This is a genomic window from Chryseobacterium oleae (assembly GCF_900115055.1).
Classification (GTDB): domain Bacteria; phylum Bacteroidota; class Bacteroidia; order Flavobacteriales; family Weeksellaceae; genus Chryseobacterium; species Chryseobacterium oleae.
In genome coordinates this window covers 176,952-194,388 of the sequence record NZ_FOVD01000006.1, presented here as the reverse complement: position 1 = coordinate 194,388, position 17,437 = coordinate 176,952, and the positions used below count along the sequence as shown (strand labels likewise).

The window sequence follows — 17,437 nt, the reverse complement described above, 5'->3', positions numbered from 1 at the left end:
AGCGGGAATGGTGAAATAAGAGATTGAAAAATCATTTTATTCGCTTACTTTTAAAAGATAAATTTTATATAAATGGCAAGAGGCTTCGGACAGAAGATCCGTCAGAAAAACACCGAAAACAGTGGTTTTGGAAGCAATGCATCCGGAAGGTTCATCAATAAGGATGGGCTTCCGAATGTCAAGCGGAGAGGCGTGAATGTATTCAACAGACTAAGCTGGTATCACACGATGCTTAACCTTTCGACTTTCCGGTTCCTTTCTTATCTGGTGGTTGCCTATATTCTGATCAATCTCGTATTCGCAATGATTTATTATCTGATAGGCGTAGAGCATCTTACCGGAATTGATAAAAGCGATCCGCTGAACGAATTCATTGATGTGTTTTTCTTCAGTTCGCAGACCTTTACTACAGTTGGTTACGGAAGAATTGCGCCTGTAGGATTTACGGCAAGTCTTGTGGCTACTTTTGAGGCTTTTCTGGGATTGCTTACCTTTGCCATCGCAACCGGACTTTTTTACGGAAGATTTTCAAGACCGAGAGCTTATCTGAGATTTTCGGATATCGCTGTGATTGCTCCGTTTAAACATTCGCGGGCGCTGATGTTCAGACTGGCCCCTTTTAAAAATAATGCTTTAACGGATGCGGATGTGATTGTTTCTACAGCGATTGAAGTGATTGAGAATGGAGTTCCGAAAAGTAATTTTTACTCTTTAAAGACCCATTTAAGCAAGATCAATACATTGGCGCTGAACTGGACGGTTGTTCATGAAATCAAGGAAGATTCACCGTTCTACGGCTTTTCTGAAGATGATTTTAAGAATACGGATATTGAGATTATTGTTCAGGTGCGTGCATTTGACGAAGTCTTTTCCAATACGGTGGTTCAGAGATCTTCATACGTCTCGGCAGAAATTGTGTACGGAGCTAAATTTACTCCGATGTACTATCCCGACCAGCATGATCAGACCACCATACTGGATCTGGATAAAATTAATGACTATCAAAAAACAGATCTTCCGGCTACGGCTGGAAATAACGAATAAATGAATTTAGACCTCTATAAAAAGCAGGCTTTACAGAAGCAGAAGGAGCACAAAAAGTTTCTGGACGGATTGAAAAAGAAACCGCCCAAAAACCTCGATTATATCGTTCAGGAAACCCATGATGAAGTTTTCGATGAAGTAGACTGCCTTCAGTGCGCCAACTGCTGCAAAACAACCGGACCTTTATATACCGAAAAAGACATCGAACGTATTTCAAAACATCTGCGGATGAAGCAGGCCGATTTTGAAGCCAAATTTTTAAGAGTAGATGAAGATAACGATAAGGTACTTCAGAATCTTCCGTGTTATTTCCTGAATAATGACAATACCTGTTCTATTTATGAAGTAAGGCCGAAAGCCTGCCGAGAATATCCGCATACAGACCGTAAAAAGATCTATCAGATCAATGACTTGATGCTTAAAAACACCGTTATCTGCCCCGCTGCATTTGAATTTGTGGAAAAGATGATGAAGAATATTTCGAAATAAATCAGAGTTTGTAAAATCTCTTAAATAATGATAAAGTACGTTAAATAAGACTTTTACGCATAATTTAATATCATATGAGTCGTTTAATTTAAACAACCATTTAAAATATTGTATTATGAAAAAGTTAGTTTTAACAGCAGCGTTTACTTTAGTCGGCGTAATCGCAGTATCGGCTCAGACCCAGACTCCACAGCAGAAGCCAGCCGAGACCCCTAGTAACCAGACCACTCAAACTAAACAGCAGACTACACCGGGAACTTCTACCCAGAAACAAAATACTCCTGCAACCACCACCACCACAGCAACCGCTACAGTAGATGCGGCTGCTACTCCGGCTACAACAGTTGATGCGGCGGCCACTGTAAATGCTGAGACTACCGCCGATGCTACGAAACCATCAGAGGTAACAAAAGCAGAAAAAAAAGCTAAGAAAAAAGCAAAGTCATCTAAGTAAATATTGAACAAAGTAGAAAGGTAATCCTGAGGCATGGTGTCTCAGGATTTTTTTTGTTACCATTCTTTGAGGTAATCAACCCGTATATTATTTGCGTATATTTCGGGAGTAAATATAGATCCGGATCACCCGGGCCAAGCTGATTTATTCAATGAAAAGATTAAACCCTTCCCTTAAGCATCATCTACTGATCGGAGTTTTCCTGAGTATATGGCTTTTCATTTTTGCTTTTTTTATAAGACCGTTTGATGATGGAACCATTAGTTTTAAAGTATGGATCATTATCAGTATTGGATTTAGCGTTATTGCATTTCTGTGTTACGGAGTCATTGCTTTCCTGCAGAAATGGGTGTACAGAAAACTGGCAAAATGGAACATCGGGTTTGAATTAATAAGTATTGTTTTTTTTCAAATTCTTTTTTGGATAGGCACGTATTGTTTTTATAAAAGCCCTGTTTTGAATGGAGGATATGGTTTTTTTAAGTTTTTAGAGACCATCATTCTTAAATCAGCCTTGATTTCAACGCCCATCATCATTTTGGCAAGAATATATGTGGTTTCATTAATTCCTGCACCGGATGACATCATCATTATCAGGGGAGACAATAAGCTGGATATTTTAAAAATAAAAAAAGATGAGCTGATCTGTGTTTCCAATGCTCAGAATTATGTTGAGATTTTCTTTGTAGAGGGAAATGAAGTAAAGGTAAAACTCATTCGCAGTACCCTTAAAAAGATTCAGAATGATTTTGATTTTTTGATTCAGATTCATCGTTCGCATCTCATCAATCCATCTCATTTTAAGGCCTGGAAAAATGCGGATACCATTTTGCTTACTCAAATTGAACTTCCCGTTTCTAAAAATTACAGAGAACAGTTGTTGTCTTTATAATTTACGTACCTAAAACCGCGTATTTCATCCCTAATCCCTCATATCGCCTTGTTGAACGGCGTTTTTGTTTTTATTTTGCCTTCCAGATAAGAATAGATATTATATGAAAAAGCTTTGGGTCAGGAGAGTTTTATGGTCATCTGCAATAGGATTGTGTATGATGGGCTGTGTTTTTTTATGGGCAGATCATGAACTGAATAAAGTTCTGGGAAAATCTACCCGGGTTGTTGATTTTTCTTCATTTACTAAATCATCACCATTAGTTCAGATAAGAAATGTTAATGTCCTTTCAGAAGATTGTACTCATTTTATTACCAATCAGAACCTCCTTATCAAAGATGGACGCATTGTTCAGATTGACGCCAATCAGCAGGTGAATAAGGATGCTACTATCATTGACGGTACAGGAAAGTATCTTATTCCGGGCCTTGTAGACAGCCATGTTCATGTAAAAGAAAGCAAGAATGATTTGTTTTTATATCTGGCGAATGGGGTTACCTACATCAGGGAAATGGCCGGGCGTCCGGAGATTTTAGAATGGCGGAAATCAATCCGGAAAAGCGGTTTGGGACCGAGGATGTTTGTTGCTTCACCACCTATTTTTAGTGAGGCTGGTCTGGCGGGTTATTATTATAGCTGGACAAGGCAGTCCGTCAATTATTCCAATAAAAAAGATGCGGAAAAAGCCATAAAGAAAATAAAAGAACAGGGCTACGATGCCATCAAAATGTACGGTTTTGTCAATCCTGAAATGTTTAAAATAACAATACAGATTGCTAAAGAAAATAAAATACCGGTTATTGGACATATCCCGTTGGTGGATTTAGAAACCTTTTATTCTTCAGGACAGAATGAAGTCGCTCACATTGAGGAAATAACGGTTAAAACAATTGATGAATTCGGAAAGTCAATTTCTAAAAATCCAGAAGAATATCTCCGTTTTTTAAAAAGACGGTCACATCAGATCGCCAAAAAATTAAAAGAAAATAAGGTAAGCGTTACTTCAACCGTTTGGTTATGCGAAAGCTTTTTAGCCCAGCGGTTTGACTTAAAATCTAAGCTTAAAGCAATAGAACTAAGATATGCTAATCCCAAAATTATTGAAGGTACACCATTGTACAAAATGGGCTGGTTACCCGGTAAAAATGGCTATGAATATGATGGAAAAGATACACCTGAAGCAAAAAAATTATCGCTGACATTTTGGAAGACCTATGCGGAAGCGATTCATATCATGACTAAAGCATTGGTAGATCACCATGTCCCTGTTATGGCCGGAACAGATGCTAATGTTGCCACGGCAGTTCCCGGGTTTGCTCTTCACGATGAATTGGAATCCCTATCTCAATCCGGAATGACCAATTCACAGACTATTTATTCTGCTACAGTGGAGCCAGGTCTATGGATGAAAAGTAAGACCGGGAAGATCAAAACAGGGTATCATTCAGATATGGTGCTGCTTGCTCAAAATCCATTGGAAGATATCAGGAATACAAAGGCTATTGAGTATGTTTTTTTTAACAATCATGTGATAAGCAAAACTCAAATTAAAATGCTCTTGAAAAGCATTGAGAATGCCAATAATGAAAACAGGAATATAGAAATTGGTGAATACCTGAAGTGAAGATACGGATGAGTCTCAAAAATTGGGGAGTACAATGAATACAATCAAACTTATAATGGTCTGTTTAAAATTGATCTTAATTTTCTTAACCTCAATAAACTTTAGTTTATTTCTTAATTTAAACATTAAGGATTTAAGCAGTATACTTATTGTTATGAATGAAGAAATCAATAAATTGATTTTTTTAAGTTCTTTAAGTATTCCATCTTTTAAGATCTTAATGTCTTAATGTTTAAAAAAAGCTTGCTCCCCAAGTTTTGAGATTAAGTTGAAGATAACGGTTAATTTTTTTAGCTGATACAATAAAAAAAGCGCTGTAACATGTACAGCGCTTTCTCCTTTCACTTTTTACTTTTTTCCCATTATCCCGGGAACAGGCTGTATCAAAAAAGGCTGGGAATTTACCCAACCTTTGTTTATTTTTATACCACTCCCTGAGCCAGCATTGCTTCCGCCACTTTCACGAAGCCGGCAATGTTTGCCCCTTTCACGTAGTTTACGTAGCCATCTTCATCTTTTCCGTAGTCTCTACAAGCCTTGTGGATTCCGATCATGATTTCTTTCAGTCTTGCGTCAACTTCCTCAGAAGTCCAGTTAAGACGGATAGAGTTCTGTGTCATCTCAAGACCTGAAGTAGCAACACCTCCAGCGTTGGAAGCTTTACCAGGTGAGAATAAGATTTTATTGTCTAAGAAATAGTTAATTGCATCTAAAGTAGAAGGCATGTTAGCAGCCTCAGTCACGCAAAGACATCCGTTTCCTACCAAAACTTTAGCATCTTCAAGATCCAGTTCGTTTTGAGTTGCAGATGGGAATGCTACGTCACATTTTACTTCCCAAGGACGTTTTCCAGCGTGGAATTCAGCAGAAGGATATTTTTTAGCATAGTCTTCAGCTCTGTTGTTTCCTGAAGATCTTAATTCTAATAAATAATCAATTTTATCTCCGCTGATACCGTCTTTGTCATAGATATAACCGTCCGGTCCTGAGATGGTCACTACTTTAGCACCAAGCTCTGTTGCCTTTTTGATTACTCCCCAGGCTACGTTTCCGAAACCTGATACACTTACGATTTTATCCTTGAATGTTTCGTTGATCGTCTTAAGCATTTGCTCTGCGAAGTATACCACACCGTATCCTGTAGCTTCAGGACGGATCAGTGAACCTCCGTAAGCAAGACCTTTTCCGGTAAGTACTCCTGTAAATTCGTTTCTTACTTTTTTGTATTGTCCGAAAAGATATCCGATCTCTCTTGCTCCTACACCGATGTCTCCTGCAGGTACATCTGTTTCAGGACCGATATGCTTGCATAATTCAGTCATGAATGCCTGGCAGAAACGCATTACTTCCATATCAGATTTTCCTTGCGGATCAAAATCTGAACCTCCTTTACCTCCGCCCATCGGAAGAGTAGTCAATGAGTTTTTAAATACCTGCTCGAAAGCTAAGAACTTAAGAACTGAAAGGTTTACAGTAGGGTGGAAACGAATTCCTCCTTTGTATGGTCCGATCGCAGAGTTCATTTGGATTCTGAATCCTCTGTTTACCTGGATCTCTCCTTTATCATCAACCCATGGAACTCTGAAAATTATAACTCTTTCAGGTTCAGCCATTCTCTCTAGAAGCTTCATTCCCGTATATTCCTTCTTGGTCATAATAAACGGAATTACAGTCACAGCTACTTCTTTTACGGCTTGTAAAAATTCTGGTTCATTAGGATTTTTTGCTTCAATCTTGGCAATAAACTCCTGGATTTTCTGGTCAATATTATATTGTTCCATATATTAGGGTTGAATATTATTGTCAACAAATTTAATTTTTTTTTCAAGATTCACAATACTCTATTTCAACATTGTTAAAAATTAAATAATAATGTCCCGAAATATTATTAAATTGATAATTAGTGAGCAAATTTTGTTGAAAATTAAAAGTTACGTCTCAAATAATGCAATATTAAGAAATCGTTAATTCTCAAATTGCGGTAAATTGCCTCCCGGAAAATGATTTTACTTTCCCCAAAAGCTCCAATTCTAAAATTATAGGAAGGATTTTGTAAGAAGCCATCGAAATCATCTGTGCAAGATCGTCCAGAGATACCTGCGGATGGGCTTTGATCGACTGATAAACGGTTTCCTGACTTTCAGTAAGTTGTATGTTTAATTCACTATACGGGAACAGTTCTGCCACTTTTTCTTTGGTGGGGGTAAATCCAAGCGAATTCATAAGATCTTTTATGGTAGAAATGGCGGATGCTTTATTCTGGAAAATCAGCTGATTGCATCCCTGACTGTGTGGATCTGTGATCTTTCCCGGCAAGGCAAAAACTTCCCGGTTATAGTCGTTGGCAAATGAAGCGGTACTTACAGATCCGCCCCCGAATCCGGTTTCCACTACGATAGTTGATGGAGAAAGCCCGGCTATAATTCTGTTTCGCTGGATGAAATTTTCACGGTCAGGTTTTCTGGAGGAATTGAATTCTGTGATCAATGCCCCGTTCTCGTCTAAAATTTTTTCAGACAGTTTCTTATTTTTTGATGGATAAAGCGTGTGAAATCCATGAGCCAGAACGGCTATGGTAGGAATTTGATGTTGAATGGACTGTTCGTGAACTTCTTTATCCACTCCAAGCGCTAATCCGCTGACCGATATGTATTTATAAGGCTTCGTTGCTTCGAAGAAATCGTTAATGAATTGCTTACCGTAAGAAGTCATATTCCGCGTTCCCACAAGACTTATTTTCGGTAAAGAATCCTCAAAATTTCCTTTCTGATAAAGAATAGCGGGAGCATCATCGCACTCGTTGAGTAAATAAGGAAGTTCGTTAAGGTGTCTCAGCCTGATCGTAATCCGATTCTTCTCGCAGAATTTTATTTCCTTTTCCGCAAATTTCAGATACTCTTCGTTTCCGATATCCGCCACCGTTTTCCGTCCTATACCACCGGCTTTGCTGTGCTCTTTCTTTGCTCTTTTCCAGGCTTCTTCTGCACTTCCGAAGGTTCTTACAAGTTTGTGAAAATTAATATCGCCAATCAGGCTGCATTCACGCAGAGCGATGGCATGGAGGTATTCTTCAGAGATCATTGTGTGTGTTTTCCCCAAATGTAATAAAATAACCCGAGTTGTTTGTGTTGGAGAGTAATTGAGTTTGAGAGTTTTAGAGTTGGGTTTCCCGTTCTTGCCACGAAACGCGTATTCTGGAACTTTATTAGTTACTATAAGGTTAGTAGTAACTTCCATCCTCCCTCTTCCAGCTTCCAACCTTATTTTATTTCCTTCTCAATTCCTCCAAATGATCCCAGATATCATCTCTCTTTTTATAAGGTAATTCCAGGAAGTCATCAGGATGATTTTCCTTGTATTCCTGCCACAGTTTATCGTCTTTTTCGCTGTAGTAATTTGGAAATTCCCAGATATACTTTTTTTTTCTTTCGCCTACATTTTTAAAGGCAAAAGCAATAATACTTCCTACGACAGCTCCGGAAAGGTGAGCCTGCCATGAGATTTTACTCGGTTCCTGAAGATTGTAGAAGAGTTCTTCCGGAAACATTCCCCAAATCAAACTGCCATAATATAGAACGACAAGGAGTGAAATGGTGAGCAGTTTCATATTCCATTTGAAAACACCGCTGAAAAATAAGAAGAAGGCCAGAACATAGACTACGCCACTGGCACCAATCGTGCAGGTGTACATATAATCTCCGGTCAGAATATCTATGGGTGGCAGCATCCAGACCAAGAGTCCTGTTGCGAGCCAACCGATGATAAACACTTTATTGGCTACCAAAGGATAGAATTGATATAAAAGAAAGAGAAGGATCGCTACCGGAATAGAGTTCCCCATAATATGATCAATATTTCCATGCAGAAGAGGAGCTGTGATGATTCCCAGCAAGCCTTCCGGCAATAGAGGTATAATGGCCCCAAAACAGCTTTGGAAAAAGCCCTGCATCTGCAGAAAGTAGCCGAACCACATAGCGGAAAGCATCAGCAGTGGGGTGATAACAGCCCTTTTGGAAATTATATTTTTAAACATGTGGAGGGTACGTCAAATCAAAAGCCAATGATAAATTTCGGAAAATTTGGCGATGTATGGCGTGGAGATCCGATTATTTTCAGACAAAAGGTTTCAATTTTAACATGCGATGCTTAATATTTTGACATTGAACGTATTAAACTGGCCTGTTTTTGGTTGCTTGAAGAGAATTTAGCGTATTTAAGGCTTTTTATGACCTAAGATTTGCTTTAAAAAAAATTATATTAATATTTTTGTAATGAAAATCATGTAAAATAATGAAGAAGTTTTTATTGATTCTTTCCTTTGCTATAGGGATTTATGCAAGTGCACAAGAAGAATTGAAAAAAGATTCAGTAGTCGTAGATACGGTAAAATACTGGTCGGTATTAGGGAAACACAGTTTAATGATCAATCAGGCGGCCTTTTCAAACTGGGTCGGTGGTGGAGCTAACAACGTAGGATGGCTTGCCGGAGTGAATTACAACCTTACTTACGAAAAAGACAATGACCTCTGGGAAAACATTATTGTCCTGGATTACGGGCAGAATGATACGAAAGGGCTTGGTATAAGGAAAACACAGGACGTTATTAATGTTTCTACCAATTACGGACGTAAATTTTCCAAAAGCTGGTATTTCTCATTAGGAGCAGGCTTACAATCACAGTTTGCGGTCGGATATGAGGACGGAAATAATCCTGCAGCCAAAAAGATCTCCAATTTCATGGCCCCCGGGTACCTCAATCTTGGTATGGGTATCACGTACAGACCTGATGATAATCTGACAGTAACACTGCGTCCTACCAACGGAAGATGGACTTTTGTCTTAGATAAAGATCTTCAATTCGCAGGAAGCTACGGGTTGAAAAATGATGGTGACACTTCGCTGTTACAGTTCGGTTTCCTTGGAACGGCGCAATACAAAGTAAAATTGATGGATAATGTTCACATCACCAATACCGCTTCTGTATTTTCCAATTATCTGGATCACCCGGAAAGACTGGTGCTTGCTTACGGAGCATTGATCAACTTTAAAGTAAATAAATTTATCTCTTCCAATATTACGGTAGATCTTCTGTATGATCATAACCAGATCCAGAAGACGCAGCTGAAGCAGACGCTTGGGATCGGATTTGCGTATACACTGAATAATGGAGTGAAGCGCTCTGACCGTAAAGACAGCCAGTGGTGGATCAAAAAATAAAGATTCAATTTTAATAACAAATATAAAATCACTTCAATCTGGAGTGATTTTTTTATTAGACCTAATTCAAATAAATATTTTAAACCGTATCGTTTTATTTTGTGATTTTTATTCTTTTGTTTTAGTGAATTAAGCTGTTGTTTAATGCATTAAATAATAATTAATATATTTCATAAATGAGTGATTAGTTTTTTACCAAAAAATATATGTATATTTTTGTAACGAAAAATCCTTACTTATGAAAAAACTTTTATTTGCCCTTTCCATCTCTATGGGAGTAAGCACAATGGCTCAGGAGGCCAAATCCGATGCTGCCACAACTGATACTGTAAAAGCCTGGTCTATTCAGGGACAGAATACATTAATGCTCAATCAGGCTGCGTTCTCGAACTGGGTTGGTGGTGGAGCCAACAATGTGGGATGGCTTGCCGGAGTGAATTACAATCTTACCTATGAAAAAGGGAAGGACCTTTGGGAAAACATTATTATTTTAGGTTATGGACAGAATAATACAAAAGGGATCGGAACCAGAAAAACACAGGACGTGATCAACATTTCTACCAACTACGGACGTGAATTTGCCAAGAACTGGTATCTTTCCGGAGGTATAGGTCTTCAGACGCAGTTTGCAGGAGGTTATGAAGATGGTAATAATCCTGATGCCAAAAAGATTTCTAATTTTATGGCGCCGGGATACCTTAATGTGGGTGTAGGTGTTACTTATCGTCCTAATGATAATTTTACAGCGACACTTCGTCCGGCCAATGCCAGAGTAACTTTTGTTCTGGACGAAGCTCTTCAGACGGCAGGAACTTATGGCTTGAAAAATAACGGTGATTCTTCTCTGTTCCAGTTCGGTTTCCTGGGAACGGCTATATACAAAGTCAAAATCATGGATAATATCAACCTGACGAATACGGCTTCCGTATTTTCAAACTATCTTGATAAACCGGATCACCTGGTGCTTGGATACAGCGGAATTCTTAATATGAAGATCAATAAGTTTATCTCAACAAATATTACACTGGATCTGATGTATGACCACAACCAGATTCAGAAAACACAGCTTAAACAGACTCTTGGAGTAGGATTCGCTTATAATATCGATAACGGTAAGAAACGTTCAGATAAGAAAGAGAATCAGTCCTGGTTAAAATAATTAGAAGACAGGAAGCTGGAAGAGGGAGGTTGGAAGTTACTATTAGGCCTTAATAAAGGAATTACATCTTTAAAAGAATAAAAAGCTCAGATTCGACTTCAATAATCTAAATTCTAGCCTGATTTCGGGATAAGGAAATTTAGATGGCTGTTCGTAATAAAAGAAATAATGTTAGAAAAATAAAGTTCTGACCTGGTTACAATAACTTCCTTCTTCCAGCTTCAGACTTCCATTCATAAAAAAAGCACTTCAGGAAGAAGTGCTTTTTTTGGTATCAATTTATATTAGTCTTAAAATTCTAAATCCACCTGTAGCTTTTCAGCTAAAAGTTTCGAAATTTTTTCTTTAAGCGGTTCAATATCGATGTTCTGCATCGCGTCATTAGCAAAAGCATATAAAAGTAAAGCTTGCGCTTCTTTTTTAGAAATACCTCTTGCTCTTAAATAAAACAGTGCATCTTCATTCAGCTGACCTACGGTACAGCCGTGAGAACATTTTACGTCATCAGCGAAGATCTCCAACTGAGGTTTGGTATCAATGGAAGCCCCTTCGCTTAGCAATACGTTGTTGTTTTGCTGATAAGCATTGGTTTTCTGGGCAATTCTATCTACGAAAACCTTCCCATTGAAAACGCCGTGAGCATTTACATCGAAAATACCTTTATAGTTCTGGTAGCTTTCACAATGCGGGAAATTGTGGTGAACCGCCGTGTGGTGGTCTACCAGCTGATCTTTTCCAATAATGGTGATTCCGTTCATAAACGAATTGATATTGCTTCCGTTATGAATGAAGTCCAGGTTGTTTCTTACCAGTTTTCCTCCGAAAGAGAAGGTGTTTACAGTCGTTAAACTGTCTTTTTCCTGTCTTGCGAATGTACTGTCGATAAGATACGAAGTATTGTTGTCGTTCTGAAGTTTATGCCAGTCTGCTTTTGCATTCGGATACGTAAAGATCTCCGTTACAGAATTCGTCAGCACATACGTACTGTCGAAATTGTGGTGGCTTTCTATAACCTCTACTTTTGCTCCTTCTTCTACAATAAGTAAATTTCTTGTGTTGTAGAATGTGTTTTCTTCCTGATTCTGAGAAATATAAAAAACGTGAATCGGTTTTTCGATCACTACATTTTTAGGAACTTTCAAGAAGAAACCATATTTGCAGTAAGCAAGGTTTAAGTTCGTGAAAGCCGTATCTTTAGAAGCAATGGTATTAAAATACTTATCAAATACTTCTTTGTGTTTCTCATCATTCAAAGCATAATTGAATGAAAGAAATTCTACATTTTCAATAGAAACTTTTGAAAGCTCTTTATGAAGCTTACCATTCACAAAAACGATCCAGTCAAAATTTTCTTCCCCTAAGTGCAACTGATCCAGCTGTTCTTTGGTGATATTATGACTTTCTTTCGGGAAAAAATTATAGTTTTTCTCCGTGATTTCTTTGATGCTGGTATATTTATATTCTTCGTCTTTTTTCGTCGGAAAACCTAAGTTTTCGAAATTTTGAAGAGCAGTTTTTCTTTCTTCATCCAGAAATCTGTGACGAAGACTCTCCAAAAATTCACCGTGATTGTCAATAATCTGATCGTATAAAGCCATTACTGATATTTCGGCCATCACACCTTATTTTATATATTTAAAAATAATAATATTTACTGCGGGTTTTCCGCATCTTCAGAAAGGATTGATAAAATCCCTGCTGAAATAGTTTCTTCTTAGTTAAGAAGCCAGTCGTATCCTTTTGCTTCCAGTTCTAATGCAAGAGATTTATCACCGGTTTTGATGATTTTTCCGTTAGCAAGAACGTGAACAAAGTCAGGCTGGATATAGTTAAGCAATCTCTGATAGTGAGTAATCAGAAGTACTGCATTCCCTTCGTTTTTAAAGTGGTTCACACCGTCTGCAACAATTCTTAAAGCATCGATATCAAGACCTGAATCTGTTTCATCAAGAATAGCCAGTTTAGGATTAAGCATCATCATCTGGAAGATCTCGTTTCTTTTCTTTTCACCTCCGGAGAATCCTTCGTTCAGTGATCTTGAAAGGAAGTCTTTTTTTATACCTAATTGCTCAGACTTTTCACGGATAAGGGCAAGCATTTCTTTTGCCGGCATTTCCTCAAGTCCGTTTGCTTTTCTTGTTTCGTTTAAAGCAGCTTTAATAAAGTTGGTTACAGAAACTCCCGGAATTTCTACCGGATACTGGAAAGAAAGGAAAATTCCTTTGTGTGCTCTTTCTTCAGGAGCATCTTCACTGATGTTTTCTCCCTGAAAAAGTATTTCTCCGTCCGTTACTTCATAATCTTCTTTTCCTGCAATAACAGAAGAAAGAGTAGATTTTCCAGCTCCGTTCGGTCCCATGATAGCATGAACTTCGCCCGGCTTTATTTCAAGATTAATACCTTTTAAAATTTCTGCGCCGTCTTCAATTTTGGCGTGCAAGTTTTTTATCTCTAACATATATTTTAGTTTATCGCAAGATCAGACTGACATTTTGTCTTTTGTAATCCTAAACCACTAATCACAAATGTTCCGGGGCCCGCGAATGAAATACAATTTTTAATTTATTTTAAACATTAAGAAATTAAGTTTTTCTTAATGTATTATCTTTTTTAAGCAAACCAATAAATTGATTTGAATGAAGGACTTTAAGGTTTGCAAATCTACTTAATTCCACAATGCTTTATTCTTATTCTGCAAGTTTTGTGAAATATTCATTAATTAAAGGAATCATAGATTTAGTAATATTATCCGTATAAAAATTAATGAGCAGGCCCTGAGGCTTTTTCAAAATTTTCATATACGTCATCAATTGAGCCTGATGGACCGGTAATAAACTTTCAACTGTTTTGATTTCTACAATAATTGTGTCATTCACAAGCAAATCAATTTTTAGTGGAGTTTCAATCTCAATTTTTCCATAATTGATTTTGGTGCTGATTTGATGATCAACTAAAACCCCCCTTTCTTTTAATTCATAAGCCAAACACAATTCGTAAACACTTTCCAGCAGACCAGGGCCCAATTCTTTGTGGACCTTGATGGCACATCCTATGATGTCATAAGAAAGCTGTGTTACTTCTGCTTTGGTCATCTTAATTTTCTTCAAAAAATTGATTTATCAATTCCTTAATTCTTTAACATTAAGATTTTAAGAAAGCAAAATACTTAACTTCTTAATGTTTAAATTATTATCCTACACTTCCCTCAAGAGAGATCTCCAATAATTTTTGAGCTTCAATGGCAAATTCCATTGGAAGTTTATTCAATACTTCTTTGCTGAAACCATTCACAATAAGAGCAATTGCTTTTTCTGTATTGATTCCTCTCTGGTTACAGTAGAAGATCTGATCTTCTCCGATTTTTGAAGTCGTTGCTTCATGTTCCAGCTGTGCAGTAGGATCTTTGATTTCAATGTATGGGAACGTATGTGCACCACATTCATTACCCATCAACAGAGAGTCGCACTGTGAAAAGTTTCTTGCTCCTTTTGCAGAAGGCATTACTTTCACCTGACCTCTGTATGAATTCTGAGATTTTCCTGCAGAAATACCTTTTGAAATGATCGTTGATCTTGTATTCTTTCCGATGTGGATCATTTTTGTTCCTGTATCAGCATACTGGTGATTGTTGGTCACTGCGATAGAGTAGAACTCTCCGATAGATCCGTCACCTTTTAAGATACAAGAAGGATATTTCCAGGTTACTGCAGAACCTGTTTCCACCTGTGTCCATGAGATTTTTGCTTTCTTCTCGCATAATCCTCTTTTGGTTACGAAATTGAAAACTCCTCCTTTTCCTTCTTCATTTCCCGGGTACCAGTTCTGAACAGTTGAGTATTTAATCTCAGCGTTGTCCATGGCAATCAGTTCCACAACAGCTGCGTGAAGCTGGTTTTCATCTCTTGAAGGGGCTGTACATCCCTCAAGATAAGATACATAACTTCCTTCATCTGCGATCACAAGCGTTCTTTCAAACTGTCCTGTTCCTGCCTGGTTGATACGGAAGTAAGTGGAAAGTTCCATCGGGCATCTTACGCCTTTTGGAATATAGCAGAAACTTCCGTCAGAAAATACTGCGGAATTCAATGCTGAATAAAAATTATCTCCTCTCGGAACTACTTTTCCAAGATATTTTCTTACCAAATCAGGATGATTTTTAATCGCCTCCGAAATAGAACAGAAAATAATTCCTTTTTCCATTAAGGTATCCTGGAAAGTTGTTTTCACAGAAACAGAATCTATAACGATGTCTACAGCAACTCCTGAAAGTCTTTTCTGTTCTTCGATATTGATACCCAGTTTCGCGAAAGTCTTCAATAATTCAGGGTCTACTTCATCAAGGCTTTCCAGTTCCGGCTTCGATTTTGGCGCAGCATAGTAACGGATCGCTTGAAAATCAGGCTTTTCATATTTAATGTTAGCCCAGGTAGGTTCTGTCATTTTCAGCCAGATCCTGAACGATTCCAAACGCCATTCTGTCATCCATTCCGGCTCCTCTTTTTTAGCAGAGATCGCACGAACGATGTCTTCATTTAAACCGATTGGAAACTCTTCATAATCCAGTTTCGTTTCCCACCCGAATTCATATTTTTTATTTTCTAAATCGACTCTTAGGTCGTCCTCTGTGTACTTCATAATTATTAAGAGATTAAGGCATTAAGCTATTAAGACTACTTGCCGCCAGAATTACTCTTTTCCAGATATTTAATAAAATGATAAACGTCTTTCGTTATTTCAAGACACTCATTGCTAAGTGAATGGAAATCTTCATCATCGATTTTTTTCAAACTAGATAGAACAAATAACATACTTCTTACTTCAGCACAGCTGCCTTTTGCTATCCAAAGAAATCTAATAAATTGTTTGTTGCTTCCATATTCAGAGCCTTCAGCAATATTGTTGGTTATTGATAAAACTGCTCTTTTAATTTGATCTTTAAGTGAAAACTCTTTTTGTAGATTTTCATTTTCAAGAAGTCTAAAGATTTTAACTGTAAATGAAATAGATTTCTTATAAATTGGAAAATTTTCAAATGATACAGCCATTTCTAATCTCTAAATCTCTTAATTTTTAAATCTTTTAATGATCTTAAAGACTAAATGATTCTCCACAACCACACGTTCTGGATGCATTAGGATTGTTGAAAACAAACCCCTTTCCGTTTAATCCTCCTGAATATTCAAGGATTGTTCCTGCTAAATAAAGGATAGACTTTTTTTCAACAATAATTTTCACATCATTGTCTTCGAAAATTTGATCTGTGTCTGTTTTTTGATTGTCAAATCCCAAAACATACTCTAAACCAGAACATCCTCCACTTTTTACCCCTACTCTTATATAATCTTCAGCAGGGTTGAAGCCATCTTCCGACATAAGTTGGATGGCTTTTGCCTTTGCTTGGTCCGATACTTTTATCATTGTATTTATTTAGAATGATTTAATGATGCAAAAATACGAACTAATTTCCGCAATCTCAAATTGAAGATATCTATTTTAATGATTCCGATGTTATTAACGTCATTATCGATATGATTGTGAATGTTAAATTTAGATAAATTCGACCCTGTAAATTCTAAAATTCTGTTTTTGGTTTAACTTTGAGCAGGTTTTAATATCTATAAAAGAAATAATAATGAGAAACAAATTTCTTATTTTTTTTGGATTGTTTTTATTAACAATGTACCATGGACAGACGATAAGATACATTTATCAGACTTCAGTAAATCCGGATTCAATTAATCTGGTAAGCCTGAAAAGTGAAAAAACTTTTTTGGATGTCCGAGGAAATCAGTCTTTATTCATCAGTGAAAATAAATTAATTAAAGATTCTTTATGGAGTGCCAATAAAGGAGAAGAAATAAAAAAAGAAAAAAAAGATATTTCAAAATCAGGCATAAAAAAACATCCTGAACCTACTTTTTTTGATTATTACATTACTAAAAACATTCCTGAACAGAAAATTTATTTTTATGACAGAGTACTTGGAAAACAAATTTACTATCAGGAAGACAGGCCTGTGAAGTGGGAAATAACAGATGTTACTGAGCTGCAAAACGGATATAAAGCTCAAAAAGCTCTTACGAATTTTGGGGGCAGAATCTGGACCGCATGGTTTACAAAAGATATTAATGTTTCTGACGGACCTTATAAATTCTCAGGATTACCGGGGCTTATTGTAAAGCTGGAAGATGATAAAGGAGATTATAAATTTGATCTTGTAAAACAAATGATGATTAAAAATTCTTTTGAAGAACCGATAGCCTCCGATGCCAGACAAAGCACGAGAGTTAATTTTAATGGAGATAAAGCAGCCCTTGAACTGGAGTTTTCAAAAAACCGGAGAATAGCACCGGGCGGCGATGGCGGAATGCAGAATTTTGGCAGTGGTGGAAAACATGGTGGAGGAATGGGCGGAATGAGAGGAGGAAATCATTCAGGCAATGGGATGTCGCCCCGAGGAATGGATGGGATTGATATGTCTGGGCCAGGTTCCGGAATGAGCAGTAATTCTTCTTTTAAAAATGAAATTAGCCAAAACCCAATTGAATTAAAATAAAA

The 17,437-nt window shown here is 37.2% G+C and carries 17 protein-coding genes; 8 read left to right on the top strand and 9 right to left on the bottom strand.

Going from position 1 to position 17,437, the window contains the following annotated elements:
- Positions 1 to 72: 72 nt before the first annotated feature.
- From BM143_RS18035 to BM143_RS18015, 5 genes are all read left to right on the top strand, one after another.
- The gene (locus BM143_RS18035; protein ID WP_090026078.1) at positions 73 to 1,044 is read left to right on the top strand and encodes an ion channel; all 972 of its coding nucleotides are present in this window, start codon (positions 73 to 75) and stop codon (positions 1,042 to 1,044) included.
- Positions 1,045 to 1,533 carry a YkgJ family cysteine cluster protein gene (locus BM143_RS18030; protein WP_034724223.1) on the top strand — a complete coding sequence of 163 codons (489 nt, stop codon included), beginning with the start codon at positions 1,045 to 1,047 and terminating at the stop codon, positions 1,531 to 1,533.
- Positions 1,534 to 1,648: 115 nt separating this feature from the next.
- Positions 1,649 to 1,987, top strand: a complete 339-nt coding sequence (locus BM143_RS18025) for a hypothetical protein (protein ID WP_090026076.1) — start codon at positions 1,649 to 1,651, stop codon at positions 1,985 to 1,987.
- 151 nt (positions 1,988 to 2,138) lie between these two features.
- On the top strand, positions 2,139 to 2,879 hold the full coding sequence (locus tag BM143_RS18020; RefSeq protein ID WP_090026074.1) for a LytTR family DNA-binding domain-containing protein: 741 nt from the start codon (positions 2,139 to 2,141) through the stop codon (positions 2,877 to 2,879).
- Between the two features lie 103 nt (positions 2,880 to 2,982).
- Positions 2,983 to 4,503 (top strand): amidohydrolase family protein, encoded by a 1,521-nt coding sequence (locus tag BM143_RS18015; RefSeq protein ID WP_139222068.1) that lies wholly within the window; start codon positions 2,983 to 2,985, stop codon positions 4,501 to 4,503.
- Between the two features lie 422 nt (positions 4,504 to 4,925).
- On the opposite strand, the gene gdhA is transcribed toward BM143_RS18015, so the two are convergent.
- The 3 genes from gdhA to BM143_RS18000 all read right to left on the bottom strand — a co-directional run bounded on the left by gdhA (position 4,926) and on the right by BM143_RS18000 (position 8,536).
- The gene (gene gdhA, locus BM143_RS18010) at positions 4,926 to 6,284 is read right to left on the bottom strand and encodes an NADP-specific glutamate dehydrogenase (protein WP_034724216.1); all 1,359 of its coding nucleotides are present in this window, start codon (positions 6,282 to 6,284) and stop codon (positions 4,926 to 4,928) included.
- Positions 6,285 to 6,474: 190 nt separating this feature from the next.
- Positions 6,475 to 7,584 carry a DNA-processing protein DprA gene (gene dprA, locus BM143_RS18005; protein WP_090026070.1) on the bottom strand — a complete coding sequence of 370 codons (1,110 nt, stop codon included), beginning with the start codon at positions 7,582 to 7,584 and terminating at the stop codon, positions 6,475 to 6,477.
- 184 nt (positions 7,585 to 7,768) lie between these two features.
- Positions 7,769 to 8,536 carry a rhomboid family intramembrane serine protease gene (locus BM143_RS18000; protein WP_034724213.1) on the bottom strand — a complete coding sequence of 256 codons (768 nt, stop codon included), beginning with the start codon at positions 8,534 to 8,536 and terminating at the stop codon, positions 7,769 to 7,771.
- 257 nt (positions 8,537 to 8,793) lie between these two features.
- Here BM143_RS18000 and BM143_RS17995 point away from each other — a divergent pair, with 257 nt between their 5' ends.
- Complete coding sequence (locus BM143_RS17995; RefSeq protein ID WP_090026068.1) at positions 8,794 to 9,720, top strand: DUF3078 domain-containing protein; 927 nt, start codon at positions 8,794 to 8,796, stop codon at positions 9,718 to 9,720.
- A 238-nt stretch (positions 9,721 to 9,958) separates the two neighbouring features.
- On the top strand, positions 9,959 to 10,879 hold the full coding sequence (locus BM143_RS17990) for a DUF3078 domain-containing protein (RefSeq protein ID WP_090026067.1): 921 nt from the start codon (positions 9,959 to 9,961) through the stop codon (positions 10,877 to 10,879).
- 290 nt (positions 10,880 to 11,169) lie between these two features.
- On the opposite strand, the gene sufD is transcribed toward BM143_RS17990, so the two are convergent.
- The 6 genes from sufD to BM143_RS17960 all read right to left on the bottom strand — a co-directional run bounded on the left by sufD (position 11,170) and on the right by BM143_RS17960 (position 16,297).
- Complete coding sequence (sufD, locus tag BM143_RS17985) at positions 11,170 to 12,477, bottom strand: Fe-S cluster assembly protein SufD (protein WP_185116558.1); 1,308 nt, start codon at positions 12,475 to 12,477, stop codon at positions 11,170 to 11,172.
- Between the two features lie 116 nt (positions 12,478 to 12,593).
- Entirely contained in the window at positions 12,594 to 13,337 is a 744-nt protein-coding gene (gene sufC, locus BM143_RS17980; RefSeq protein WP_090026065.1) for a Fe-S cluster assembly ATPase SufC, read from the bottom strand.
- A gap of 229 nt (positions 13,338 to 13,566) precedes the next feature.
- A complete protein-coding gene (locus tag BM143_RS17975; RefSeq protein WP_090026063.1) occupies positions 13,567 to 13,971 on the bottom strand; it encodes a GxxExxY protein in 405 nt (134 codons plus the stop codon).
- Positions 13,972 to 14,068: 97 nt separating this feature from the next.
- Positions 14,069 to 15,514, bottom strand: coding sequence for a Fe-S cluster assembly protein SufB (sufB, locus tag BM143_RS17970; protein ID WP_167375313.1), 1,446 nt, complete (start codon positions 15,512 to 15,514; stop codon positions 14,069 to 14,071).
- 35 nt (positions 15,515 to 15,549) lie between these two features.
- Entirely contained in the window at positions 15,550 to 15,924 is a 375-nt protein-coding gene (locus BM143_RS17965) for a four helix bundle protein (protein WP_090026059.1), read from the bottom strand.
- Positions 15,925 to 15,967: 43 nt separating this feature from the next.
- Positions 15,968 to 16,297 (bottom strand): HesB/IscA family protein, encoded by a 330-nt coding sequence (locus tag BM143_RS17960; RefSeq protein WP_034724203.1) that lies wholly within the window; start codon positions 16,295 to 16,297, stop codon positions 15,968 to 15,970.
- Between the two features lie 214 nt (positions 16,298 to 16,511).
- On the opposite strand from BM143_RS17960, the gene BM143_RS17955 reads away from it, so the two are divergent.
- Positions 16,512 to 17,435, top strand: a complete 924-nt coding sequence (locus tag BM143_RS17955) for a GLPGLI family protein (RefSeq protein WP_090026057.1) — start codon at positions 16,512 to 16,514, stop codon at positions 17,433 to 17,435.
- Positions 17,436 to 17,437 lie beyond the last annotated feature (2 nt).